The sequence below is a fragment of the Marinobacter sp. X15-166B genome (assembly GCF_001752365.1).
Taxonomy (GTDB): Bacteria; Pseudomonadota; Gammaproteobacteria; order Pseudomonadales; family Oleiphilaceae; genus Marinobacter.
The window spans coordinates 1156101-1182032 of the sequence record NZ_MEIY01000001.1 but is presented as its reverse complement, the minus strand read 5'-3'; the positions used below and the strand labels follow the sequence as shown (position 1 = coordinate 1182032).

The window sequence follows — 25932 nt, the reverse complement described above, 5'->3', positions numbered from 1 at the left end:
TTGTTGGCGACTTATGGAAAAGCAACACTCCATTCCCATCGAATTGGTGCATTCAGCGCTGGCGGGGGGCATACGGAAAGGCATCGATATTGAGTGCCTGCTGGAAAACTCGGATTTGTCCTATCTGCACACCCTGCTGAGCGATGCTGAATGTCAGCGGCGGGTGAGTCTGGCGGACTTTGGTGCTTTATTGCGGGCCCTGTGGCTCCACCTGGGCGACGAGTCGGGCGGGTTTTTGAGTCGCCCCCTGAAGATTGGCACCTTCGGCATGATGTGTCATGCCATCATTTCCTCTGGAAACCTGCGTCGGGCGCTGTTGCGCAGCGCGCGTTACATCAGCCTGGTGGCGGATGAGCTCACCCTCGAATTAACAGAATCGGGCACCGAAGCGCGGCTGCTGGTCCACAGTGACAACCCCCATCAGCTGGACGAATCATTTTTGGTTACCTCCATTTTTGTCGTCTGGATTCGGTTGTCCTGCTGGTTAATTGATCAGCCGATGATGCTGGAGCGCATTAAGTTTCGTTTCCCCGAGCCGGTCTATGTGGATGAATTTGCACGCATGTTTCCGTGTCGCCACGCCTTTTCCCAGACCGAGAACAGTGTGGTGTTCAGTCGCCATTTACTGGCCTGCCCGGTGCGCCAAGACCCCGAAACGCTGATGTCCTTTTTAAGTCACGCGCCCGAGTCGTTGCTGACGCAGTTTCGAGAAGACGACAGCATGACCGGGCAGGTGAAGCGGCTGCTGCTGCCCCGCCAGGGCATGCACACCGAACTGGAAAACATGAGTTTTGAAACGCTCGCCGAGCAACTGCACATGAGCACGCACACGGTGCGTCGGCGTCTCAAAGACGAGGGCAGCAGTTTTCAGGACATAAAAGACAGCTTGCGCCGCGACCGGGCGCAACGATTGCTTGAGGAGCAGGAGTTGTCGATCCAGGCTATCGCAGAACAGCTGGGGTTTTCCGAATCCGCCGCGTTTGCGCGGGCCTTCAAAAAGTGGACCGGCCTGTCGCCGGGCGCCTATCGGGCGCAATCAGGGCTGGGCGTTTAAGCGGCCGCGGGCGGCGCTGCTGCAAGAAAAGGTCAATCCGACTGCAATCGTTGGTCATTGAGGCAGGCTTTGACGCTGTCCTATGCTGTGGGTTCCCATTGAGTCAGACGCTACAGGGCCTGGATCATGAGTAATGATGCACTGATCTTTGACGCTATCCGCACGCCTCGGGGTCGCGGAAAGGCGACGGGCGCGCTCCATGAAGTAAAACCGGTCACGCTGTTGACGGGGCTCCTGAACACCCTCCAGGAAAGAAACCGGTTTGCGACCCAGGCAGTGGATGACATCGTCATGGGCTGCGTGACCGCCGTGGGCGACCAGGGCGCGGTGATTGCGAAGACCGCGGCTTTGGCGGCCGGTTGGAATGACGACGTGGCCGGGATGGTGCTCAACCGGTTTTGCGCGTCCGGCCTTGAAGCGGTGAACATCGCAGCGATGAAAATTCGTTCTGGCTGGGAACATCTGGTGGTCGCCGGTGGCGTTGAGTCCATGTCGCGAGTGCCCATGGGCAGCGACGGCGGCGCATGGGCGCAGGACCCGGAAACAAACTTCCGCACCGGTTTCATGCCCCAGGGGATCGGCGCGGATTTGATTGCGACCCTGGGTGGCTATTCGCGGGCTGACGTCGACCAGTATGCCGCCACGTCCCATCACCGGGCTGCGGCGGCCTGGGCAAAAGGCGCATTCGGCAAGTCGGTCATTCCGGTCCTGGACAGAAACGGTGTGCTGATTCTGGATCACGATGAGCTCATTCGGGCGGACAGCACGGTAGCAACACTGTCCACCTTGAAGCCTTCATTCGAGAGGATGGGCGCCATGGGGTTTGACGGGGTTGCGCGCGCGCGTTACCCGCAGGTGGAAGCCATTAACCATGTTCATACCCCGGGCAACTCCTCAGGGATTGTTGACGGGGCGAGTGCGGTGTTGATTGGCAGCCCGGCCGCGGGCAAACAGTTTGGGATGACGCCCCGGGCGCGGATTATCGCCACGGCCGTGGTCGGCTCAGACCCCACCATTATGCTGACCGGGCCGGCGCCTGCGGCGCGCAAGGCGCTCAATGTGGCGGGCATGGCGGTTACCGATATCGATTTGTTTGAGGTCAACGAAGCCTTCGCCTCGGTTGTGCTGCGGTTCATGGACGAGCTGGAGGTGAACCACGACCGGGTTAACGTAAACGGTGGTGCGATTGCCATGGGGCATCCGCTGGGTGCGACCGGCGCCATGATTCTGGGCACCCTGCTGGATGAACTGGAAGCCCGTGACCTGAACACCGGCCTGGCGACCCTGTGTGTGGGTGGCGGTATGGGTATCGCCACGATCATCGAGCGACTCCAGGGTCGGGTTGGGGAGAACAGCTGATGAGTGCCGTCATCTACGAAAAAGATCAGCACAACATTGTGCATCTGATTCTTGATAAGCCCAATGCGGGTGCCAACCTGATGGACCGGGAGTTCACCGAGGCATTGGTGGCGGCAGTCGACAAACTGCAAACGGATGATTGGATCGGGGTGGTGTTTCGCTCCAACAAATCGTCCTTTTTTGCCGGCGGCAATCTGGACGATCTTTATGCCACCACACACGCGAATGCGCCCGCCCTGCACAACCTGGTGACCCGCCTGAAAGACGCCCTGCGCACGCTGGAAACCTCTGGCAAGCCCGTGGTTGCCTGTATCAACGGCGCCGCCCTGGGCGGCGGCTGGGAGCTGGCCCTGGCTTGTCACTACCGGGTCGCCTTGCGCCAGGGCGTTACGCTCGGCCTGCCGGAAGTAACCCTGGGGTTGTTGCCCGGCGGGGGAGGTGTGGTGAGAACAACCCGTCTTCTCGGGCTACAAGCCGCGTTGCCCTGGTTGACGGAAGGGCGGCAGTTCACCCCGCAAACAGGCCAGGAGCTGGGCTTGATCAACGAACTCGTTGACACACCAGAACAGCTGGTTGAGGCGGCAATTGCCTGGATCAAGGCAAACCCGCACACCCAGCAGCCCTACGATGAAAAAGGCTACCGGGTGCCGGGTGGCACGCCAGGCCATCCTGCCCTGGCGCAATTGTTACCCCTCGCACCCGCTATGATGCGGGCGAAAACCAAGGGCACCCTGCCGGCACCCGAGGCTATCCTGTGTGCGATGGTGGAAAGCCTGCAGGTTGACCTGGAGTCGGCGCTGCGTATCGAAACGCGATACTTCGTCACGCTGGTGTGCAGTCAGGTGGCCAAGAATATGATCAGCACCTTCTGGTATCAGCTGAATGAAATCAAGGCCGGGGTCGCGCGTCCGCAGGGAATTGCGACCACCAAAGTGACCAGGGTGGGCATCCTCGGGGCCGGCATGATGGGCGCGGGCATAGCCTATGCGAGCGCCAAAAAGGGCATTGAGGTGGTGCTCAAAGATGTCTCCCGTGAGCAGGCCGAGCAAGGCAAAGCCTACTCGCACACGCTGTTGGACAAAATGGTGAAGCAACAACGCCTGTCGGAGCAGCAGCGTGATGGGGTGCTTGCGCGCATCGTCACGACCGACACCGCTGCAGACCTGACGGGTTGTGACCTGATCATCGAAGCGGTCTTCGAAGACCGTGATTTGAAGGCGCGCGTCACCCGGGAAGCAGAAAGCCAGTTGGCCCCTACGGCAGTATTTGCGACCAATACCTCCACCCTGCCCATCACCGGCCTGGCAACAGCCTCACAACGTCCGGCCAACTTTATCGGCCTGCATTTTTTTTCGCCGGTAGACAAAATGCCGTTAGTCGAAATCATCACCGGACAAGAAACGTCGGATGAAACCTTGGCGAAAGCCTATGACTACGTGCTGCAGATCGGCAAAACCCCGATCGTGGTTAACGACAGTCGCGGTTTCTTTACCTCGCGGGTGTTCGCGACCTTCGCCCAGGAAGGCATGGCCATGCTGGGTGAGGGCATCCCCGCCGCGGCCATTGAGAACGCCGCGTTTCTGTGTGGCTTCCCGGTGGGGCCCCTGGCCGTTACCGATGAAGTCAGCCTCACTTTGTTGGCAAAAATCCGCAATCAAACCATCAAAGACCTGCACGCCGCAGGTGAGCCTTACCTGTCGCACCCGTCGGATTCGGTGGCCGACCGCATGCTTGAAGCCAGTCGCCCGGGCAAACTGGCCGGAGCGGGTTTCTACCAGTACCGGGCCAATGAAAAGAAGCACCTGTGGCCGGGCCTGCAAGAACTGTTTGGCGGCGACACTGAATTCGAGCTGGCGGCGTTGCAAGATCGTCTGCTCTATATCATGGCTCTAGAGACGGCGCGCTGTCTGCAGGAGAACGTGCTGACCAGCGTGCGCGACGCCAATATCGGTTCGGTCATGGGGATCGGCACGCCGGTGTGGACCGGGGGTGCGCTGCAGTTCATCAACCAGACCGGGCTGCCGGCGTTTGTTGCCCGTGCCGAAGCGCTGGAACGACGGCATGGGGAGCGGTTCGCCGTGCCGACCATTCTCTACGCCATGGTGAAGGCCGGTGCGACCTTCAAGGACTGAGAGCTGAGGCTTGACCGCGTCAGTGGCGCTGCTGCAGCGCGGGAGCCGATGCGATATCAACTTTGCTCACGGCGCTTACTCAGATAAGCGCCCGCAGATAATCACAAGAGAGCGGCCAGATGATAAAACGTACGGTATTTGAATCGGAACACGACATGTTCCGCGATAGTGTTCGAAAATTCCTCACCGAAGAGGCGGTGCCTTATCACGCCCAGTGGGAAAAAGACGGACAGGTCTCGCGCGAGCTTTGGGTGAAAGCGGGTCAGCACGGCTACCTTTGTCCTACCGTGCCCGAAGCCTACGGCGGTGTGGGAGCCGATTTTCGGTATAACGCCGTTGTCGATGAAGAAGTCGCGCGGCTTGGGTTAACCGGGATTGGCTTTGGCCTGCACTCCGACATCGCGGTGCCCTACATCATGGCGTACGGAACCGAAGCACAGAAACAGCGCTACCTGCCTGGTTGTGTGAGCGGTGAAATTGTGACCGCCATCGCCATGACGGAGCCGGGCACAGGTTCCGATTTACAGGGCATTCAGACCAGCGCGGTGCTGGACGGGGCGGGTGAGCATTACCTTCTGAACGGCTCAAAGACCTTCATTACCAATGGACAAATGGCCGATCTGGTGATTGTGGTGGCCAAAACCAACCTTGGGGCGGGCGCCAAAGGCACGAGTTTGTTGCTGGTTGAGGCCGGTTTGGACGGGTTTGAAAAAGGTCAGAACCTCGAGAAAATCGGCATGAAGGCGCAGGATACGTCGGAGTTGTTTTTTCAGGATGTGAAAGTGCCGAAAGACAACCTGCTCGGCGCAGAGGGCATGGGGTTTGTTTACCTGATGCAGGAATTGCCACAAGAGCGTTTGTCGGTGGCGCTTAATGCCATCGCCGCGGCCGAATCGATTCTGGAGCAGACGATTGCTTACGTAAAAGAGCGCAAAGCCTTCGGTCGCGCCATTGCGTCGTTTCAGAACACCCAGTTCAGACTGGCGGAAATGTCCGCGACGCTGACCATGGCGCGGGTGTTTGTCGACAAATGTCTGGAGTTGCACCTCAACACGCAGCTCGATGAGGTGACTGCGGCGAAACTGAAGCTGCTCAGTACCGAGATTCAATGTGATGTCATCGATGAATGCCTGCAGCTGCACGGTGGCTATGGGTACATGCTGGAATACCCGGTCGCCCGTGCATTTGCGGATGCGCGGGTCCAGAAGATCTACGCGGGCACCAACGAAATCATGAAACTGATCATCGGGCGTTCGTTGGTGTAAGCGCACCGCTCATCGCCCGCCCGGGCTCACCAACACGGGAAAGGTTATGTCCTTGCCACTTGCCGGTTTAAAAGTTCTGGATTTTTCCACCCTGCTGCCCGGCCCCTACGCCACGCAGTTACTGGCGGACATGGGCGCAGAGGTGCTGCGTGTGGAATCGCCCGCACGACCGGACCTGCTCAAAGTGATGCCGCCGATGGCCGGACCCGTTTCCGCAGCGCACGCCACACTCAATCGTAATAAAAAGTCGATCGCCATTGATCTCAAACACGCGTCCGCCAAGTCGATTATTGAAGGCCTTTTGCTTGAGTACGATGTTGTGATTGAGCAATTTCGTCCCGGTGTCATGGCCCGCCTTGGCTTGGATTACCAGCAACTCAGCAACATTCAGAACAGGCTCATTTATTGCTCTATTACCGGGTACGGGCAGACCGGTCCCTATAAAGATCGGGCGGGGCACGATATCAATTATCTGGCGCTCTCTGGTCTGGCGAGTTACTCAGGTCGCAAGGAAACCGGGCCGGTGCTGTCGGGCACGCAGATTGCGGATATTGCGGGCGGCTCCCATCACGCCGTCATGGCGATTCTGGCCGCGGTGATTCAGCGGGGTACGACGGGGCGGGGGCAGTATCTGGATATCAGCATGAGCGATGCAGCCCTTGCGCTCAATACCATATTTGGTGCCGGCGCGCTGGTCAGTGAGCAGGATCCGACCTGCGGTGGGGAAATGCTCAATGGCGGCTGGTATTACGATTATTATGAAACGGCGGATGGGCGGTATTTGTCCGTTGGCAGCCTGGAGCCAGGCTTCGCTGCGGGGTTGCTCAACCAACTGGGGCTGCGGAGTTTTATGAACAACCTGACGGACGCCCGGCCGGAGGCGCAGGGGGCGCTGCGGGACGCAATTGCGGAAAAAATTAACGCCCAGCCCTTGGCCCATTGGCAGGCGGTCTTTGCCGGGCTTGATGTGTGCGTTGAACCGGTATTGACACTGAACGAGGCGGCCAGCCACGATCATTTTGTCGCTCGGGGCATGATTACCAGCGCGACCGACACGGACGGGAACGCCATTAAACAAATCAATTCGGCGCTGCCGTTTCGTAAGCAATCCCATCAGGCCGGGGTGGGCCTGGGCGATGACACCACCGCCGTTCTCGCCGGCCTTGGTTACAGCAGTGAAGCGATTGCCGCCTTGCGTGAAGCCCGGTGTGTCAAATGAAACCCGGAATCTAGAAAATGGGATCGCCCGTCGCCTTGACCGCATAGAACAGGCAGTCGCTCTTGGCAATCACCGGGTTGGTGGTAATCATAAAGGCTTTTATGGCCTGGGCGGGGTAGATCTGGCCGTCCTGCACCCGCAGCACCCGCGCCATGTTCTCGATCCGGTTGTGGCTGATCGCAGTGAGTATGCTCAGGCCTTTGTGGCCAACCCAGCCCAGCGGCTCATGGGGGGAAACAACCCCGAAATTGCGGTGTTCGATGTCGGGCGGAAAGGTGAGGTCCGCGTGACCGCTGGGCGCCAGCCGGTATTCGATGGTCGCGTCAGGGGCCAGCTCCACCCGAATCGGATTGCGCAGTACGGCGACGTCCCAGTCTGCGGTGTCCAGTGACAACACGTCCGCTTGAGAGGTGTACCGAACCAGCCCTTCGTACGCCAGTTGATGGGCCTGCTCCTCCTGCGCGCCACCGCATTCGATGGTCACCGTGGGTACCTCCTGTTCGGAATATTCCATCAGCGCACCCAGACGCAGATCCGTCAGGATAAGGCGGTCGGTGAACAGCGACGTCAGCGCCTGGTGGGCGGCGTCGTTGGTGATGGTCACCGCGAAGGCCGGGCCGGTGCCCGAGGTGTTGTGCACGTCCAGCAGGCACTCCGGTTGCGCTTTATGAAGCTCTGCCAGCAGGGCCTCGGCAATCGCCCCTTCTGCGCCCGTAAAGGGTGCCCTGAAACACCGGTTGAGGTCGCGTCCTGCGGGCAATTGGCGCTGTGAAAACGTGGGTTCAATCTTCGCGGGGTAGATGCCTCCCAGCAGAAACAGCATGTTGACCTCGGGGGTGTGCTGCTCGAGCAGCCATCGATGCAGCGCAAACAGCCCCGACGGCTCATTGCCGTGCAGCAGCGTGGCCATGGCGCGGGTGCGCGAGCGATCGCGACCGGCGACCTGAACAACCGTGGGCCGGTGCAGCCGGGCCAGCCACTCCCAGGGAGATCGCCCCAGCGTCCGGGGTGACGGATCGTGCAGATAATCCAGAATTTTCGAGGTGCTCATGGTGACAGGGTCCATTCGTGCACCGGTCTGTTGTTCTTCTGGTTGGCCATGTACAGCGCCAGCATAGCCCGGAACGCCTCATCGGGGCCCAGTGACTGCATGAAAGACTCGGTGATGTGGCGCTGCCACCGGGCGCCGGTCATGGCGGTTGCAATGCGGCCTTCGATGATGCCCAGCAGGTGCTGAATCTCGGTGCCGTCCACGGCGGTTGCCTGCAAGGCGTCCCGGGCGCGCGGCAGCAACGCGCGGGCCACGGTTAACAGGGGAGTGTCCTGCAACTGAACCTGGTCTGTGTGCGGCCAGACGATTGCTGCGTCCAGCCCGTATTTGGCGGCGCGGTAGAAATTGTGTTCGGAATAGTTGAAAGGCAGGATCGACGTCAGGTGATGGATGTCATCGAGCACGGCCAACGCAGCCCCGATCACGAACAGTCCGTTGGCACACATGTCCACGGCAGTTGGGCCGGCCGGCATCGAACGCATCTCGATGCGCAGGTGTCCCCCCCCGGCGGGATCAAAGATGGCGCGGTTCCAGGGCCAGGTGGTGCCTTGGTGCAGACGCAGCTCGGCCAGTTCCGGCACTTGGCCCCGCGCAATCACCGCCAGCGGCTCTTCCTCGGACATCACTGGAATGATGGGCGGATACAGCGCCGCAGAGGCCGCGAACAATTCCCAGGCGCTGCGCACCCAGCCGTTGCCGTAATAGACCCTGGGCGGGTGGCGCCAGGTTCTGTGATGGGGGGAGCGGCTGTCAATGGATTGCTTGAACAGGGCAATGCGGGTTTCGTCCCAGAGGTGGTGGCCAAACAGGCTGGGCGAATTGCTGGCCAGCGCCAGGGCGATTGGCGTAACCAGCTGCACGGCATTGAAATAATCGGCAAACCGGTGGGCGGGGACCCGCCAGTGCAGCTGGAATGAGGTCGTGGCCCCTTCCATGGTGACGTCGTCCGCCGCCAGATTGATGGCATCGTTGCCACGGATATGGATGTTGAATGGCTCGCCACGTTGCTTCACCAGCGCGTTGGACAGTGCATGGTAGCGGGGAACGTCTGTCAACGCCTTCGCGGTGGTATCGGACTGGCGCAGGGTGGGCAAAATGCCGATCGGGACCAGTTCGCCCCCCAGTGGTGCGGCGTGCTGGTTGATGCGGCGGATGGCCGCCAGCAGCTCTTGCTCTGTTTGGAAAAACGGCGTGCCTTTGAAAATCCGGGGACTGAGGTTGTATTCGAGGTTGAAGCGGTTGAGCTCAAGCGTCAGTTGCGGGTCCTGAACACTGGCGGTGACTTGTGTGTTGATGGGCTGGACGCGCAGCTCGGGGTTGACGATGTAGAACTCGACCTCAGCGCCAATCGAACTTTCCCCCTCACCGAAGCCGGGCCGGTCCAGCAGACGAGCGAGGGCGGTCAGGTCCGTGCGGACCTTGGCCGCAAACCGTGCAAACTCGTCCGCGCTGAATTCCGATTTATTGATCGCCAGTCCCACAATAACGTCGTCTCTGGTGCGCACCTATATTGAATAATAGTGGAAGGTGCGCCCTTCGGACATGGCGCCGGGAGACTTGTTAACATGGCCGGGTGCTCATGACCGCCGAAGGTCTGGAGCGCACCATGAGTATGGGGGGACAGTCATGCGCAAGCTATTCTTCGGAGTGGAGATTCCCGCTCCGATCAAAAGTCGCCTGTTGAAGGTGAGGGCAGAGGTGCCCGGAGCCAGATGGCAGACTTTTGCGCAGATGCACCTGACCTTGCTGTTCCTGGGTAACGTGGAAGACGAGCGTGTATTGGCGGTGCGCGAGGCGGCCTGCCGTATTTCCCTGACGGCTTTTGAGTTGCAGGTTGCGGGGTTGGGGTGTTTCGGTCGGCCTTGCGCACCGCGCATTCTTTGGGCGGGCGTCCAGCCGGCGGCTCCTGTGGCCAGCCTCCACAGTGCGCTCAAAAGCGAAATGGCGCAGCTCGGGTTCACCCCAGAGAGTCGGGCGTTTCGCCCCCACATCACCCTGTCCCGGTTCAAGCACCGGCCCGGTTCGATTGAGAGCTTACTGGCCGAGTATGAGGGGGCGGCGTTCGGGGCGTTTCGGGTAGAGCGGTTCGTACTTTTTGAGAGTGTGCAGCGCGCCGGTGGTTCGGTCTATCCAGTGATTGCGCGCTTTGCCGGAAAAATTCCCTGACCCCGGATGGCGCTGGAACCAACGCCGCCGGTTATAATGGCGCCTCTCAAACCCTGGCGGAGAACCCTATGCCCATTGAAAAGAATCAAGTGGTCTTGTTTCATTACAGCGTCCGTGATGAACAAGGCAAGGTTGTTGAAAACTCCCGGGGCGGCGAGCCAAACGCTTACCTGCATGGCCACGGCGGCATTATTCGCGGCCTGGAAGAAGCGCTGGAAGGTCGCGATGCCGGCGATACGTTCAGCGTCACCGTCACGCCGGATAAAGCCTACGGGCCGCGCAAGGCCGATGCCGTTCAGCGGGTACCGATCAAGCATCTGGTCGGTGCCAAACGCTGGAAGGCGGGCATGATCGCCCAGGTGCAAACCGAGCAGGGCCCACGCCACGTGGTCGTTGCCAAGGTCGGCCACAAGTTTGCTGACGTCGACACCAACCACCCGATGGCGGGTAAAACCCTCACCTTCGATATCGACATTGTCGAAGTCCGTGCGGCCGATGCGGAAGAAATCGCCCACGGCCACGCCCATGGACCGGGTGGGCATCATTAAGGGGTTGCAAGCCCGGAGGACGTGACGAGGCCAGGCAGATGAAACCATTCTTTTTGATCATGGCTTACCTTGGTGCGGTCACATTGCCATTGATCTTGTCCGCGTGGGTTGGCGGGCCGCCTCGCTCGTACCACCAGGAACTGGCGTCCGGGCTTGGCATCCTGGCGTTCTCCATGATTCTGATGGAATTCATCCTGTCGGGTCGTTTCAAGGCCATTTCAAGCGGTGTCGGGCTGGACCTAACCATGCGGTTCCACCAGGTGATGGCTCGCACCGCACTGGTTTTTGCCTTGCTGCACCCGTTTTTTTATCAGGGAACACCGTCGGGTGGGCAACGCCCGTGGGATCCGCTGCGCGTACTGACGATCACCACCGATTTTTCCGCTCTGTCGACAGGCATAGTCGCCTACCTGCTTCTGGCAAGCCTTGCGCTGTTGGCCATCGGGCGCACTCAACTGGATTACAAATATGAGACGTGGCGCCTTTTACATGGGGTTGGCGCTCTTTTGATCGCGGTGCTGCTGTTGCATCATACCGTGTATGCAGGGCGGTACGGAGCGCAGCCTGTGATGACTTGGGTGTGGATCGCACTGACGGCAGTGGCTGCAGGGACGCTACTGACTGTTTACCTGCTGGTTCCCTTTCTACAGAAGGCGCGACCCTGGCGCGTGACGTCGGTAACCCGATTGACGCCAAAGCAATGGGAATTGACCGTACAACCGGACGGTCATCCTGGTCTTGATTACAAGGCGGGGCAGTTCGTCTGGCTGAATGCAGGCCACAGTCCGTTCTCAATGAAGGAGAATCCGTTCTCCATTTGCTCGGCGCCGGCGGCGGGGCCCGAGATATCGTTTATGGTCAGAGAGCTTGGCGATTTCACCCGAACAATTGGCCAGATAAAAACCGGAACAGTGGCCTATCTTGACGGCCCTTACGGCACCCTTTCCGTTGATGACCGTACGGAGCCCGGCATCGCTCTCATCGCGGGCGGCGTTGGCCTTGCGCCATTGCTGGGCATACTGAGGCAAATGCGCCTGACCGACGATTCGCGCAAGGTGAAGTTGGTCTACGGAAACCGGGTGATCGAACAGATTGCCTATCGTGATGAGTTGGGTGCGGATGACCTGATCTACGTGCTGTCAGAACCGCCAGAAACCTGGCAGGGAGAGACAGGCCTTATAGACGCAGCACTGCTGGATCGTGTTTTTTCAGCGCGGGAGTTCAGCCAATGGCTGTTCGTGATGTGCGGCCCCAGGATCATGATGGATGGCGTCGAAGATCACCTGATCAACAGGGGCACGCCGCCTCATCGTATCCTGTCAGAGCGCTTCAACTATGACTAGTCCAATCAAGCGTATGAGTCCGCGGCGGCGGGTTTCTATGATCATCTGGGCACTGAACATCACCTTGTGTGTTGTCCTGCTCGTTTTCGTGTTGCGTTAATTGTGGGCGTTTATATACAGACTCGCAGGTAACGGCTCTGGTATTTGCTAGTATGACCGCCATAGCCCCCTGATAGCGATCCAACACTGCACAATGAATGCTCCCTTCAAACTGCGGCCCTACCAGCAGGAGGCCGTTGATGCCACGTTGAGGCATTTTCGCCAATCCGATGAGTCTGCCGTGATCGTGCTGCCGACCGGTGCGGGTAAAAGTCTGGTCATTGCCGAACTGGCCCGCCTCGCGCGCCGTAAAATTCTGGTGCTGACCCACGTCAAAGAGCTGGTGGAGCAGAATCACGCCAAATACCAAAGCTATGGTGTGACGGGCGGGATTTTTTCCGCCGGGTTGCAGCGCAGGGAAAGCCGTTATCAAGTGACCTTCGCCAGCGTGCAGTCTGTAGCGGCTAATCTGGATCAGTTCACAGATGAATTCTCTTTGCTCATCATCGATGAGTGCCATCGGGTCAGTGACGATGAGACCAGTCAGTATCAAACCATCATCGGGCAACTGCGGCAACGGAACGACTCCCTCAAGGTCCTCGGGCTGACCGCCACACCCTATCGATTGGCCATGGGCTGGATCTATCGCTACCACTACCGGGGCTTTGTGCGCAGCGAACAGGAAAAGCCCTTTGTGCATTGCATCTATGAACTGTCGTTGAGCTATATGATCAATCGGGGCTATCTCACCAGGCCCGAGTTGGTGGACGCGGCGGTGGCGCAGTACGACTTCTCCGCGCTGGCTCAGAACCGCTTTGGCGAATACGCTGAAAACGACGTTAACCAGCTGCTGAGCAAGCACCAACGGGTTACCCGGGCCATCATTGAACAGGTTATGACGCTGGCGGTGGAGCGTCGGGCGGTGATGATCTTTGCGGCCACGGTGGAGCATGCGAAGGAAATCACCGGCTATCTGCCGGAACAGCAAACCGCCTTGATTACCGGCGCTACCGCTCTGGACGAGCGCGATTTGCAGATCCAGCGTTTTAAACAGCGGCGCTTAAAATATCTGGTGAATGTATCCGTGCTCACGACAGGTTTTGATGCGCCCCATGTGGACTTTATCGCCATTCTTCGGCCTACCCAGTCGGTCAGCCTGTATCAGCAGATTGTGGGTCGCGGTCTGCGTCTGGACGAAGGCAAACAGGATTGCCTGGTGATTGATTACGCGGGCAACCGGGTCAATCTGCATCACCCGGAAGTGGGGGAGAAGAAACCGAACCCTGACAGTGAGCCGGTGCAGGTGTTTTGTCCGGGTTGTGGTTTTGCCAATATCTTCTGGGGCAAGGCAGACAGTGAAGGTCATGTGATCGAGCACTACGGACGCCGTTGTCAGGGGCTGCTGGAATCCGCTCGAGCGGATGAGCCTGAGGCGCGCAACGGGCGCCCTGAACAGTGCGATTACCGTTTCCGTTTCAAGGAGTGCCCACACTGCGGTGGCGAGAACGATATCGCCGCCCGTAACTGCCAGCAGTGTAAAAAGGCCATTATCGACCCGGATGATCAGCTTCGAGATGCCCTGAAACTCAAAGACGCCATGGTGATCCGCTGTGCGGGAATCACTTTGAGCGCCCAGAAAGGCGGCACCGACCGCAACAACCAGAGTAAACTGAGAGTCACCTATCACGGTGAAGACGGGGAAGAACTCAGCGAGTCGTTTGATTTCAGCCGGCCGGCACAGCGCCACGTATTCAACAAACTGTTTGGACGGCGTTTGGCGAATAGCCAGGCCCCGCACGAGTTCAGCAGACTGGAGGAGGCGCTTGAGATACAGACCTTACTGCCAGCACCGGATTTTGTTATCGCCCGCAAACAGAAGCACTACTGGCAGGTGCAGGAGCGGATCTTTGATTATCAGGGCAGTTATCGTAAGGCCTATGGAGCGTAAAGCCTGCCAGGCGCTGTGACCCCGCAGGCCACTGTGGAGAACGAGATGATCAACGAACGGCTTGCAAAACTGACGGGAACCCGGTGGACAGGCACGGGAGAACTGTGGCTGGACCCAGCCGGCAACACTGCTGCATATTATGCGTGTGAACTCACGATCGAAAATGACGCCATTCATTATTCGTGGTGGTATGACAAGGCCCCGCAAAACGGGAGCTTCACGTTCTTCGATGAAAACGGTGCGATCTGGGTGGATAGCTGGCACCAGCAGAATCCGGTCCGGTGTGTTAATAATCCCGAAGCCTGGGGCATTTTCACTGTGAGTCATGCGTATGAAGTGCCCGACAGTCCCGATTGGGGCTGGCGGAGTCGGTTATCTCAACGACCGGACGGTTCACTGGTGCTTCAGATGACGAACATTACCCCCTGGGGAGAGGAAGGCCGAGCGGTTAGAATGGTCTTTGATAACCGGGCTTGAACCGGGCCCGAACGGTGTTCATGGCCGGGAGGTGGAATGAACAGGACAACCCGGGGTCGCTGCATTCCTTTGTGGCCGTTCGCACTGGCAGCTGCGCTGGTGCCCTTTTTAGCCATTCACGTTACGTTTGCTGTTGCGATCCTCGAGGGCTATGTTCCCTGGTGCGTACCCTACTGGGATAGTTGCACCAGCATCAGCCGAACAGGGCGTCACGGCATGGCCTATTTTATCTTCAAGGGGGCCATGCTGCCCGCAGCGCTGCTTGGCGTGCAGTTCTGGTGGCTCAACAGCCTCTGGTTGCGGCGTTTGGGCGCGCCCGGTCACGGCCAGTTCTGGATTCGCTGGCTTGGGCTGGTGGCCTGCGTGGCTTTGGGCGCCTACACTCTGGCGCTTGGTCACGAAGGTGCAGGTTTCAGCCTCACCCGGCGTACCGGAGTCGTGCTGTATTTCGCGCTTACCTACCTTGCCCAGTTGCTGATCAGTGCCGCCCTGAGCGACCACCCACGCTGGCACCAAAGCGGCAAACGTCTGCTGTGGTTGAGCGAAGTGACCTTAGCGGTGGGCATCCTCTCCGTTATCCTGAGCGTTGTGGTGCCGGACTGGTACCGCCAGGTGGATGATGCGTTTGAATGGGTATTGGCGCTGCTCATCTACCTGCACGCATTTTGGGTTGCACTGCTCTGGCGGCAAAGTTCTTTCAGGGCACAACTGTGGGCAGAATGAAAGCACACCACGGAAGTGGCGCGAACCTGACCGACGGTTGACCAGTGCAGATTACCGGGCGCGACCAGGCTGCGCCGTTAACGCAAAAACTTTCGTATAATGAGCGCCTTGGTCAATTCAGCCTGGAGGCACACCATCACTGTTTCACTGCATCGCTTGTACTCCTTCCGTCGTTGCCCTTACGCCATGCGCGCCCGACTGGCGTTTGTGTTCGCCGGGCTCAGGGTGGAGCTGCGGGAGGTCGTGCTGAAAAACAAACCCGCACAGATGCTGGCCATCAGTCCGAAAGGCACGGTGCCGGTGCTGGAGCTGGTCGAGAGGGACGACACGCACCGAGCCGTTATCGAGGAAAGCCGGGAAATACTGGAGTGGGCGCTGCAGCAGCGCGATCCGCACGGCTTGTTAAGCACCGATTTGGCAGTCGCTGACGCGCTGATCGACCGTAACGACAACGAATTCAAACACTGGCTCGACCGTTATAAATACGCCGACCGTCACCCTGAGTTCCCTCCGCTGGCTTACCGGCAAAAGGGCGAGGTGTTTTTGCTGGAGCTGGAGCGCTTGCTTGCCAGCAACAGGTATCTGCTGGGGGACAGCATCAGCATCGCCGACATCGGCATCATGCCGTTTGTGCGCCAGTTTGCCCACGTTGACCGGGAGGTGTTCTACCGGTTGCCCTATCCGAATCTGCAGCAATGGCTGAGGGAGTGGCTGGAACATCCCGCGTTCCAGCAGGTTATGCTCAAATTCCCGCCCTGGCAGGAAGGGGCTGAAAGGGTGGTGTTTCCACCGGGCGACCTGAGCTGATTCCCTGGTGCCAGAAGCGGCCGGCCACGTTCCAAAGGCCGCCGGCGGACTTGCGAGCACACCAGTCGTGGATGCTAGACTGGTGCCCGGCATCGAGCATCACTGGAGAACAATAAGATGAACACGGCTTCCGCCGCCTATTCAATTGGTACCCCCGGCGTTCCCTGGGGCGATGTGGAACGCGCCGAGTGGTTGTCACGACAGTCCCGGCAGCGCAGTTACGCGTCCGAGGTGCTGAGTGCGATCGAACGCCTGCGCCCGCGCTTCGATGTGGACCAGTATGGCTGTCTGGACTATGCCACCGATCGTTACCCGCTGATGGCCATCCGCAGCCGCAGCTGGCGTGAGGATCTACCGGTCATACTGATAACCGGTGGGGTCCACGGCTATGAAACCAGCGGGGTACACGGCGCGCTGCAATTCGTCGACCAGCATGGGGCGGAATACGCGGGCCGGGTCAATTTGCTGGTTGCGCCCTGCGTCAGCCCCTGGGCCTACGAACGTATCCACCGCTGGAACCCGAACGCGGTCGATCCGAACCGCTCGTTTCACCCGGACAGCGCGGCAGGGGAATCGACGGCGCTCATGGAGATGGTGGCACCCATTCAGGACCGTGTCCTGGTGCATATGGACCTGCACGAAACCACCGACAGCGATGAAACCGAGTTTCGTCCCGCGCTGGCGGCCCGCGACGGCCAGCCTTTCGAACCCGGTGGAATCCCTGACGGCTTCTACCTGGTAGATGACAGCGAGCACCCCCAGCCCGATTTTCAGCAGGCGATTATTGAGGCCGTGGCGCCAATCACCCATATTGCACCGGCCGATGCCAATGGCGAAATCTTCGGTTCACCGGTGGTCGCACGGGGGGTTATCCAGTACCCGATCAAGCAGCTGGGCCTGTGCGCCAGTATCACCGGCGCCCCCTATACAACCACCACCGAGGTCTATCCCGACAGTCCCCGGGTGACCCCCGAGCAATGCAACGCCGCCCAGGTCACCGCGGTGCGGGCGGCAATCGACTACGCGCTGGCGCATCAGCAGGGCCGGGGTACACGATCTGCCCGGTGAGCCGGGTAACCAAAGAATAAACCGCCCCCGGTGCCATAGCGGTGCAGCAATGGGGGCAGGGTATGGCGGGTGATTCACGGCGCATGACCACACGCTGAAATCTGGTGCGCTTGGCGGTCCAATCGAGGCCGGCGAGCGCTGGAATGACCAGTCGAATATTGTCTGGCGCGATCCGGACCAACCCGTTGTCGCGCCTTAATGTGGGCGTGAAATTGTAAGCAGATACCATGAAAAAAGTGCTTTGGACCTTTATGGGGGTGGTCGCCGGTGGATTTTTTGGCGTTCAGGAAATGGTGATTGGCGGACTGATCGGGTTTTTTGTGGCCCGTTTTGCAGCCGGTGAGGGACAACGAGAGGCGCAGGCCAGCACCGCGACCGGTGAGGGCAATTGCGATCCAGGGGGCGGCAGGGTCGGTCACACCGTGACCGACGTGAATCCGGCGACCGGGTTGCCGATGATGGGCGGCATTGATGTTGCCGGGAACCCCTTTGGCACCGATTCGAATGACGGATTCTGCTCACACAGCGACGATTTAATCGGTGCCTCGTTTGACCAGGGCGTCAGCCCAAGCGGCTTCAACAACGATTGGTGACTAAACAGCCAGCGATGGGGCAGATTCTGTGCCCGGTGCCGGCCCAAGGATCAGGAATTATGGGAATACGAATTGTCAGGTTGGGGAGCCCCCGAGCCGCAGACGAAGGGCTTCGAATCGGGACAGTGCGCAGACCGCCCCGTGGCCTTCGCAAGGAGGAATACGCAGCGAGGGATATTTACGATGTCTGGTTTCCGAACCTGTCTCCCAGTGCCGCGCTCTTGAAAGAGTTCTTCCCGATTGATGACGATCAGAAACAGTGGCGTGCCTTCCAGCGCAGATTCCTGGCTGAAATGAAGCAACCCGAAGCCGCCCGTGATCTGGATCTTCTGGCGGCACTGTCTCATCAAACCAATTTCTCCGTGGGCTGTTATTGCGAGCACGAAGCCCTGTGTCACCGGTCGTTACTCCGGGATCTGCTGCAAACCCGGGGCGCGTCCATGGTGTGAGCCGGTCTTTTGGCACTACACCCGCACAGACCCTGGGGTATGATGGGGTTTAACCACCATCGACTAACAACACAGGGGTTTGCCGTGTCACTGGAAGAAAAAATAGTTTCCGCAGTTCATACCTACCTGGCGTCTTTCGAGCGTAAGGATCTTGATGCCATTATTGATTTGTACGCCGACGATTGCTGGATTGAAGATCCGGTGGGCAGTGACAGGAAAGTTGGCAAACCTGCGCTCCGGGAGTTTTACCAGATCGCTATGGATGCGGGGGCAAAAGGCACCCTGGAATCCGAAATACGCGTGGCCGGTAACGAGGCTGCCTTCGCGTTTTGCATCGAAATTGAAACGAAAAAGGGGCCCATGACGATAAATCCTATTGATGTCATGACCTTCAATGAGGAAGGAAAAATCACCTCGATGCGGGCGTTTTTCGGGCCTCGCAACCAACGCATGGTGTAAACCTGGAATGGATTGCCCAACCAGCGTTCCGGTCGGTACCGGCCGTGAGCGCTCCGGATGTTCCCCTTTGCAAGAGGCCGAGCCGTGGATGCTCTGATTCGCGCTGAAAGCGCAGACGATGTCGCGCCCATTCACCGGGTCATTGAACGGGCCTTCCGGGCAGCGGCGCACACGGATCATACCGAGCACTTCATCGTCGCGGCCCTGCGCCGGGCCGAAGCGTTGACCATCTCAAGGGTTGCGGAAGCCAAGGGCGAGGTTATCGCGCATGTGGCCATCTCTCCGGTGTGTATCGCGGATGGTACGTCTGGCTGGTTGGGGCTTGGGCCGGTCGCCGTGTTGCCTGAATATCAGCGGCAGGGCGTGGGAACCAGGCTGCTGCGCAGCGCACTCGCTGACCTCAAAGCACTGGGGGCGGCCGGTTGCGTGGTGCTTGGCGAGCCCGGTTTTTACAGTCGCTTCGGGTTCGAGGTGATGGACGGGTTAAAGTTTTTGGGCGCACCAGCAGAGTACTTTCAGGCACTAACCTTCGATGGCCGTGTGCCCCAGGGCGAGGTCACCTACCATAAGGCGTTCTCGGTCCGGGGTTAACCACCGGCACCCCGGTAATCAGCGCTGGTGCCGTCCGCCGGGTTTGGTTTATCCTGCGCACCATCAATTTACCGGCTCGGCCCACGGCACGCTCATGCGGTCTGTACGACCGATCCATCACCTTGGTTACTTCAGCGGATAACCTGCGACATTGACTGCGATAGTTTTCAAATGACTCAAGCCCCCACCCAGCCACACACCGTCACCGATACCTGCGCTGATCCGGCCCGTTGGCGGATTCTTGCGGTAGTCCTCATGGCGATCATCATGTCGCTGATCAGCGTCAGTGTGATCAATGTGGCCCTGGCGTCGATTCAGGAAGCACTGGATGCCAGCCGCTCCGACATCCAGTGGGTGCTGTCCGGTTATGCGCTCACCTTTGGCGTGGTGCTGGTCAGTGCGGGCCGGGCCGGGGACCTCATGGGCCGGGGCGGACTTTTTATATTCGGCGTGGTGGTTTTTACCCTCGCTTCCATTGCCGCCGGCCTGGCGCCGGATGCGGACTGGCTGAATATGGCCCGTTTTATTCAGGGGGTAGGCGCGGGGTTTCTGAATCCGCAGGGTATAGGGTTGATTCAGCACTATTTTCGAGGTGCAGAGCGCGGCCGCGCCTTTGGTTTTTTCGGCACCACGGTGGGTGTGTCCGTCGCCATTGGCCCGGTACTTGGCGGGCTGCTGATTGATCTGGGTGGCCCCGAGTTTGGCTGGCGACTGACCTTTCTCATTAACGTGCCGGTGGGCTTGTTAACCATCCTGCTGGCGTGGCTGTGGTTTCCGCGCCCTCTGATCCACAAGCCCAAACTCCAGCAAGGTAAGGGCTTGAGCTCTCTGGACCCGGTCGGGGCCCTGTTGCTGGGGTCGGGGGTCCTGGCCGTGCTCTATCCCTTCGTGGAAACGCACCCGTCGGGGCTTCTGTGGCTGTTGTTTCCGGCCGGAGTGCTGCTGTTTTATTTGTGGGTCCGGTGGGAGCGTTGGTACACCCGGCGCGGCTTCAGTCCCATGGTGGATCTGAAAATTTTCACCACTTCGAGTTACCGCAACGGCAGTCTGATCATGACGCTGTACTTTCTGGGCATGACCAGTGTGTGGGTACTGGTGCCCTTGTATGTCCAGCAAAACGTTGGTTTTTCCGCGTTTGAAGCGGGGATGGTCGGCATTCCTTCGGCCCTGTTGTCGGCCTTTTCCGCCAACTGGGCGGGTAAACGGGTCAACCACTATGGTCGCAAAATTGTCATTGGCGGCTTGGGTTGCGCTATTTTCGGCATGCTTGCCAGTGTCGCGGTGGTGCTGCTGAACGAGTATGCGGGCCTGAGTATCTGGTGGCTGCTGTTGTCCCTGGCATTTTTTGGCCTCGGTCACGGCTCGGTGGTCAGCCCCAACCAGGCCCTGACCCTTGCCGAAGTGCCCGTTGCCTACGCAGGCAGTTCCGGTGCCATCATGCAAACCGGGCAAAGGATTGGAACGTCGGTGGGCATTGCGGTGATCACCGCCATTGTGTTTGCCGTCCGCCCTTACAGTTCCTGGCCCGTGGCGATGAGCCTTGGTTTACTGACCATTGCGCTGGTGATCTTGCTGGCCTTGGGCATGGCAGTGAAAGATTTACGCGACCGCAGCGTTGCTGAGACCCCAGCCGGCAGCCCCGTGACAGGCTAAGATTGAGCGACACACGTGCACTGCTGTAGCGGCACCGCGACGCCTGTGCGAAAGATATGCTGCAGGGGTGCAAACGCGTTAACGCCCCTTGAAGAGTGAGCCCAACACCCCGCGCATGATCCCCCGGGTCATTTCCCGCCCTACGGTGCGCGCCACGCTTTTCGCCAGGGTTTCAAATATGCCCTGACGTGACGACCGCCGGCTTCGAGCGGCGTGTTTGCCCTTGCTGACGGGGGCCTGGTAAACGCGTTGTTCCTCGATTGTGGCCTGTTCGGCTGCTTTGGCCGCCTGCTCCGCGCGCTGTTGCAGGATTTCGTAGGCCGAGTCACGATCCACCGCCGTGTCGTAGCGGGCGCCGAATTCACTGCGGCTGAGCAGGCGGTGCCGTTCGTCCGCTGTGGCCGGGCCGAGCCGCGACGCGGGTGGCCGGATCAGCGTGCGATCCACCATGGAGGGCGTGCCTTTGGCGTCGAGGGTGGACACCAGCGCTTCGCCCACCCCGAGTTCAGTAATGACCTGCTCGGTATCAAGGTCGGGGTTCTGTCGGAAGGTGGAGGCGGCCGCACGGACCGCTTTCTGGTCACGACTGGTGAACGCGCGCAGTGCGTGTTGCACCCGGTTGCCAAGCTGGCCGAGTATCTTGTCGGGAATATCGGTGGGGTGCTGGGAGACGAAATACACGCCCACCCCTTTGGAACGGATCAACCGCACCACCTGCTCAACCTTGCTTAACAGCGCCTTTGGGGCGTCCTCGAACAGCAGGTGGGCTTCGTCAAAAAAGAACACCAGCCTGGGTTTGGCGGGGTCGCCGACTTCCGGTAATTCTTCGAACAACTCGGCCAAAAGCCACAGCAGCATGGTGGCGTAGAGTTGGGGCCGCTCGATCAGTTGATTCGCCGCCAGCAGATTGATGTGGCCGCGGCCCGCCCCGTCGCACCGCATCAGATCGGCCAGCTCCAGAGCCGGTTCGCCGAAGAACCGGTCGCCGCCCTGCTGTTCCAGTTGCAACAAGCGCCGCTGAATTGCGCCGACCGAGGCTTTACTGACGTTGCCATAGAGCGCGCTGAGTTCCTGCGCCTGCTCGGCCACAAAGGTCATCAATGCCCGCAGATCCTTCAGGTCCAGCAGCGCCATGCGGTGATCATCCGCCAGTTTGAAGGCGATGTTGAGCACCCCTTCCTGGGTATCGTTGAGTTCCAGCAACCGCGCCAGCAGCAAGGGGCCCATGTCGGAAATGGTGGCCCGCAGAGGGTGGCCCTGGGTGCCGAACACGTCCCAGAAGACCGTGGGGAAGCCGGCCGGCTGGTAGGGCTCAAGGCCCACCTGAGCGGCACGTTGGGTCAGAAACGGTTTGGCGATGCCTGGCTGGGAGATGCCCGACAGGTCGCCTTTCACGTCGGCCATGAACACCGGCACCCCCTGGGCGGAAAAACCTTCCGCAAGAATTTGCAGGGTGACGGTTTTGCCCGTACCGGTGGCACCGGCGATGAGCCCATGACGGTTGGCGCGATGCAACAGCAAGCGCTGAACCTGACTGCCCTTGCCGATGAACACTGACGCTTCCGACACTGGATGTACCTCGATTCATTCTCAGTCGAATGGGTGGAGATTAATCAGTATGGTCGAAAAATGGATAGGTGCGTACAAAGGGACGCCGGACGCAGCAGGGCTGCGCCGGCGATGGCCTGCTGGCCTCAGTTGAGCGCGCTCAGTGAGGTCGTGAACACCTCGAACAGGCCGAGCATGTCGCCAAGCCAGAGGTGAGCATACAGACTGGCCACATAGCCCAGAAAGATGACCGGCAACCAGCGCAGATGGCTCATAAAGGTGTAGTAACCCCGGGCGGCGCCCATCAGGGCGACACCGGCGGCCGAGCCGACGGGCAGCAAACTGCCGCCTACTCCGGCGGCCAGCGTTACCAGCAGCCAGTGACCGTGGCTGATGGCCGGGTCCATTTCCAGCACCGCGAACATCACCGGAATGTTATCGACAATCGCCGAGATGACCCCGATCCCGAACGCGGCCCCGGTGGCCCCCACGTCCTCAAACAAGAACACCGAGACCAGTTGCAAATAGCCAAAGTAGCCCAGGCCCCCCACGCACATCACCACGCCGTAGAAGAACAGCAGGGTATCCCACTCGGCACGGGCGACGTTTTTGAAGATATCGAAGGGTACGACGCTGCCGATGTATTGCAGGGTCTCCTTGTCGGCTTTCTGCTCGGCAATGGTGCGTTTCTTGGCCAGCGACGATGGCAGGCTCATGCGCAGGAAGTAACCGAAGAACTGCAGGTAACCCAGCCCCACCATCATGCCGAATACCGGGGGCAGCCCCAGGAACTGGTGGCCACAGACCGCGGTGGCAATCGTGAGCAGGAACAGCCCCATGATGCGCTTGGCGCCGCGCTTCAAAAACACGTCTTCGCTGATGCTGGCGGGTTTGCCTTTGGGCACAAAGACGCTCATGGCCAGCGCCGGCACCAGGAAATTCACCATAGACGGCAGCAGCAGATCGAAAAACTCGAAGAACTCCACCTTGCCCGCCTGCCAGACCATCAGGGTGGTGATGTCGCCAAACGGACTGAACGCTCCGCCCGCATTTGCGGCCACCACGATGTTGACGCAACACATGGCGATAAAGCGGTCTTGGCCCTCGGCCACCTTGAGCACCACCGCACACATCAGCAAGGCGGTGGTCAGGTTATCGGCGATGGGGGAAATAAAGAACGCCAGAATCCCGGTCAGCCAGAACAAGGTTTGGTAACTGAACCCTTTCTGCACCATCCAGGCACGCAAGCCTTCAAACACCCGGCGCTCTTCCAGGGCGCTGATGTAGGTCATGGCCACCAGCAAAAACAGCATCAACTCACTGAAATCCAGAAAGTTGCGGCTGAACGCCGCTTTGGTCGCCGTGGGGTCGGTGCTGACGATCCCCACCAGCATCCAGATGATCCCTGCACCGATCAACACCGGCTTGGATTTGCGCAGCTGCAGTTTTTCTTCACCCACCACAACAAGGTAAGCAATAGCAAAAACAAATACGGCCAGATAGCCGGCAAGGGTATCGGTGGCGCCTAAATGGGGGATGGCTTCAGCGAGCCCGCTGGCGTAAACGGGCACCGAAAACAGGGCAGCGGCAATACACACAAATATACTTCGCAGCATGGGGGAGGGTCTCGATGTGGTTAATAAAGAGGGGCGGTCTCCAACACCCGGGGCAACGTGGGGTTGATCAGCACTGGGACATTCGGGTTGGTTGTTGTTGATCATCCCCATTAAGACGTCCAGCGGTGTTCGAAAATTGATCCGTATACTAGGGGATCTGCGCGCGCGCTGCCACCCCGTTGACGCACTTAATCTGTGCGCCACTAGCCAGCTTTGCCCGGTGCGGCCGGTTAATCACTTTTGCATTGCTCAGCAGGGCGGGCCGATGGTGTCACGCATGATTTTCGCAAATGCAATAATATCGGTACATTGGCTTGGGGAAGCCGGAAACAACAGGCGTCGAAGGGCGGAATGGGAGGTGCAATGATCATCAGAGAGGCGCAGCAACAAGACTGGGAGGCAATCTGGCCAATTTTTCAGGAAATTGTCCGTGCCGGCGACACCTACGGGTACGATCCCGCGACCACCAAAGCGCAGGCCGAGCGCCTGTGGCTGGAGGTGCCCCGTAAAACCTATGTGGTGGTAGACGGGGAGGAGATTCTTGGCACCTACTACATCAAACCCAACCAGGCCGGGCCCGGGTCGCACGTGTGCAATTGCGGGTATATGGTGGCGTCCCGGGCCAGAGGCCGCGGTCTGGCCACCACCATGTGTGAGCATTCCCAGCAGATTGCCGTAGAACTTGGTTATCAGGCGATGCAGTTCAACTTTGTGGCCGCCAGTAATCAGGGCGCGGTACGTCTGTGGCACCGGCTCGGTTTCGACACTGTGGGCCGGCTGCCCGGGGCGTTCCAGCACCCGGTCAAAGGCTATGTAGATGCGTTGGTCATGTACAAGTGGTTGTTAAATTGATGCCAACACCAGAGCTTGCGAAAAAACAGATCAGACAGAGCAGGAGGAATCGGTGCGCGCAGCCGCCAAATTTTCGGAGTGTGGACGTTACCGCTACGCCTTATGGCGTATCTGGGACGACACCCGACCCTGGGTGATGTTTATCGGCCTCAACCCCTCTGCGGTTGACGAGGTGCGCAATAACCCCACCATTAACCGCTGTATCCGTTTCGCCCAGTCGTGGGGCTATGGCGGGGTCTGTGTGGTGAATCTGTTTGCCTTCAAAGCCACCGTGCCAACCGAGATGATGAGTGCCGCCGACCCGATCGGGCCCGACAACGATCAATGGTTGACGGACCTGGCCAAAGAGGCCGGTCTGGTGGTGGCAGCGTGGGGCAATGATGGGGCGTATCTGGGCCGGTCGGCGGCGGTACAGGCTCTCTTTAGCGACCTGCACTGCATCAAACTGAACAAATCGGGTGAACCGGCCCACCCCCTGTATCTAAGCGGGACCCTGACACCGGTGCCGTACAACCGTTAATCGGAGACGCCTGTGAACCCTCTCGTATTGCTGACCTCCGCGTCGGTACTGATCTTATCCGCGTGCACCCACCCGGTCCCGCACAGTGTGAACCCGCAGGGACCGAGTGCGGTCGCATCCCCGTCACAGGTCTATCAGTGCGCAAGTGGTGTGGCGATTACCGTCAGCTACCCGTCCACCGAATCGGCGGAGCTTCACTATAAAGGCCGGACCTACCGCCTGCAGATCGCGGTGTCGGGCAGTGGTGCCCGCTACGTGGGAGACCGGCTGGAGTGGTGGGTGAAGGGCGCTGGCCCCGAAGCTGAAGGCACCCTGTTCCGCCAGCGCGCGGATGGCACCTCGGGGGACACGCTCGAGCATTGCAGCGGAGCCTGAGTGCGCGGGAATTCAGGCGGCCCGCGATGATCTTGGCTACATTAAGGGGTGCAGTTGCGGAAAATCTCCCCATTCTG

General features: G+C 59.6%; 25 protein-coding genes. 21 read left to right on the top strand and 4 right to left on the bottom strand.

All coding sequences use genetic code 11. The features are described 5' to 3' along the window. The first annotated feature begins 13 nt into the window (after positions 1-13). The 5 genes from BG841_RS05605 (at position 14) to BG841_RS05585 (ending at position 7029) form a co-directional block, all read left to right on the top strand. Complete coding sequence (locus tag BG841_RS05605) at positions 14-1054, top strand: AraC family transcriptional regulator (protein WP_070056756.1); 1041 nt, start codon at positions 14-16, stop codon at positions 1052-1054. A 126-nt stretch (positions 1055-1180) separates the two neighbouring features. Next, on the top strand, positions 1181-2413 hold the full coding sequence (locus BG841_RS05600) for an acetyl-CoA C-acetyltransferase (protein ID WP_070056755.1): 1233 nt from the start codon (positions 1181-1183) through the stop codon (positions 2411-2413). Further along, entirely contained in the window at positions 2410-4545 is a 2136-nt protein-coding gene (locus BG841_RS05595; protein ID WP_322853383.1) for a 3-hydroxyacyl-CoA dehydrogenase NAD-binding domain-containing protein, read from the top strand. The genes BG841_RS05600 and BG841_RS05595 overlap by 4 nt, the downstream gene beginning before the upstream one ends. 119 nt (positions 4546-4664) lie before the next feature. Further along, on the top strand, positions 4665-5810 hold the full coding sequence (locus tag BG841_RS05590; protein ID WP_070056753.1) for an acyl-CoA dehydrogenase family protein: 1146 nt from the start codon (positions 4665-4667) through the stop codon (positions 5808-5810). A gap of 46 nt (positions 5811-5856) precedes the next feature. After that, the gene (locus BG841_RS05585) at positions 5857-7029 is read left to right on the top strand and encodes a CaiB/BaiF CoA transferase family protein (RefSeq protein WP_070056752.1); all 1173 of its coding nucleotides are present in this window, start codon (positions 5857-5859) and stop codon (positions 7027-7029) included. 10 nt (positions 7030-7039) lie between these two features. On the opposite strand, the gene BG841_RS05580 is transcribed toward BG841_RS05585, so the two are convergent. Further along, a complete protein-coding gene (locus BG841_RS05580; protein ID WP_228141604.1) occupies positions 7040-8080 on the bottom strand; it encodes a succinylglutamate desuccinylase/aspartoacylase family protein in 1041 nt (346 codons plus the stop codon). Next, positions 8077-9561 (bottom strand): glutamate-cysteine ligase family protein, encoded by a 1485-nt coding sequence (locus BG841_RS05575; protein ID WP_070056750.1) that lies wholly within the window; start codon positions 9559-9561, stop codon positions 8077-8079. The genes BG841_RS05580 and BG841_RS05575 overlap by 4 nt, the downstream gene beginning before the upstream one ends. Before the next feature lie 145 nt (positions 9562-9706). Between BG841_RS05575 and thpR the strand changes: the two genes are divergently transcribed. From thpR to BG841_RS05510, 13 genes are all read left to right on the top strand, one after another. Further along, positions 9707-10246, top strand: a complete 540-nt coding sequence (gene thpR, locus BG841_RS05570; protein WP_070056749.1) for an RNA 2',3'-cyclic phosphodiesterase — start codon at positions 9707-9709, stop codon at positions 10244-10246. Between the two features lie 68 nt (positions 10247-10314). Further along, positions 10315-10794 carry an FKBP-type peptidyl-prolyl cis-trans isomerase gene (locus BG841_RS05565; protein ID WP_070056748.1) on the top strand — a complete coding sequence of 160 codons (480 nt, stop codon included), beginning with the start codon at positions 10315-10317 and terminating at the stop codon, positions 10792-10794. 38 nt (positions 10795-10832) lie between these two features. Beyond that, the gene (locus BG841_RS05560; RefSeq protein ID WP_070056747.1) at positions 10833-12137 is read left to right on the top strand and encodes a ferric reductase-like transmembrane domain-containing protein; all 1305 of its coding nucleotides are present in this window, start codon (positions 10833-10835) and stop codon (positions 12135-12137) included. A 193-nt stretch (positions 12138-12330) separates the two neighbouring features. Next, entirely contained in the window at positions 12331-14124 is a 1794-nt protein-coding gene (locus BG841_RS05555; protein WP_070056746.1) for a DEAD/DEAH box helicase, read from the top strand. Positions 14125-14169: 45 nt separating this feature from the next. Next, complete coding sequence (locus tag BG841_RS05550) at positions 14170-14601, top strand: hypothetical protein (protein WP_141737062.1); 432 nt, start codon at positions 14170-14172, stop codon at positions 14599-14601. A 36-nt stretch (positions 14602-14637) separates the two neighbouring features. Beyond that, positions 14638-15324, top strand: a complete 687-nt coding sequence (locus BG841_RS05545; RefSeq protein ID WP_070056744.1) for a hypothetical protein — start codon at positions 14638-14640, stop codon at positions 15322-15324. Positions 15325-15423: 99 nt separating this feature from the next. Continuing rightward, positions 15424-16131 (top strand): glutathione S-transferase, encoded by a 708-nt coding sequence (locus BG841_RS05540; protein WP_083260187.1) that lies wholly within the window; start codon positions 15424-15426, stop codon positions 16129-16131. A 117-nt stretch (positions 16132-16248) separates the two neighbouring features. Then, complete coding sequence (locus tag BG841_RS05535) at positions 16249-17199, top strand: M14 family metallocarboxypeptidase (protein ID WP_070056743.1); 951 nt, start codon at positions 16249-16251, stop codon at positions 17197-17199. 227 nt (positions 17200-17426) lie between these two features. Further along, complete coding sequence (locus tag BG841_RS05530) at positions 17427-17792, top strand: hypothetical protein (protein WP_070056742.1); 366 nt, start codon at positions 17427-17429, stop codon at positions 17790-17792. Positions 17793-17851: 59 nt separating this feature from the next. Next, positions 17852-18241, top strand: coding sequence for a DUF488 domain-containing protein (locus BG841_RS05525; protein WP_070056741.1), 390 nt, complete (start codon positions 17852-17854; stop codon positions 18239-18241). An 84-nt stretch (positions 18242-18325) separates the two neighbouring features. Further along, entirely contained in the window at positions 18326-18700 is a 375-nt protein-coding gene (locus BG841_RS05520) for a nuclear transport factor 2 family protein (protein WP_070056740.1), read from the top strand. Between the two features lie 84 nt (positions 18701-18784). Beyond that, a complete protein-coding gene (locus BG841_RS05515) occupies positions 18785-19291 on the top strand; it encodes a GNAT family N-acetyltransferase (RefSeq protein ID WP_228141603.1) in 507 nt (168 codons plus the stop codon). A gap of 171 nt (positions 19292-19462) precedes the next feature. Continuing rightward, a complete protein-coding gene (locus BG841_RS05510) occupies positions 19463-20944 on the top strand; it encodes an MFS transporter (protein ID WP_070056738.1) in 1482 nt (493 codons plus the stop codon). Between the two features lie 78 nt (positions 20945-21022). Here the strand turns inward: BG841_RS05510 and BG841_RS05505 are convergent, their stop codons facing one another. Both BG841_RS05505 and nhaD read right to left on the bottom strand, forming a co-directional pair. Next, complete coding sequence (locus tag BG841_RS05505; protein ID WP_198929157.1) at positions 21023-22513, bottom strand: helicase HerA-like domain-containing protein; 1491 nt, start codon at positions 22511-22513, stop codon at positions 21023-21025. 125 nt (positions 22514-22638) lie between these two features. After that, positions 22639-24108 (bottom strand): sodium:proton antiporter NhaD, encoded by a 1470-nt coding sequence (nhaD, locus tag BG841_RS05500; protein ID WP_083260185.1) that lies wholly within the window; start codon positions 24106-24108, stop codon positions 22639-22641. Between the two features lie 363 nt (positions 24109-24471). Between nhaD and BG841_RS05495 the strand changes: the two genes are divergently transcribed. From BG841_RS05495 to BG841_RS05485, 3 genes are read left to right on the top strand one after another with little or no spacing between them, the layout of a single operon-like run. Beyond that, a complete protein-coding gene (locus BG841_RS05495) occupies positions 24472-24960 on the top strand; it encodes a GNAT family N-acetyltransferase (RefSeq protein WP_070056736.1) in 489 nt (162 codons plus the stop codon). A 52-nt stretch (positions 24961-25012) separates the two neighbouring features. Next, positions 25013-25480, top strand: coding sequence for a DUF1643 domain-containing protein (locus BG841_RS05490; RefSeq protein WP_070056735.1), 468 nt, complete (start codon positions 25013-25015; stop codon positions 25478-25480). 12 nt (positions 25481-25492) lie between these two features. Beyond that, complete coding sequence (locus tag BG841_RS05485; RefSeq protein ID WP_070056734.1) at positions 25493-25855, top strand: MliC family protein; 363 nt, start codon at positions 25493-25495, stop codon at positions 25853-25855. Positions 25856-25932 lie beyond the last annotated feature (77 nt).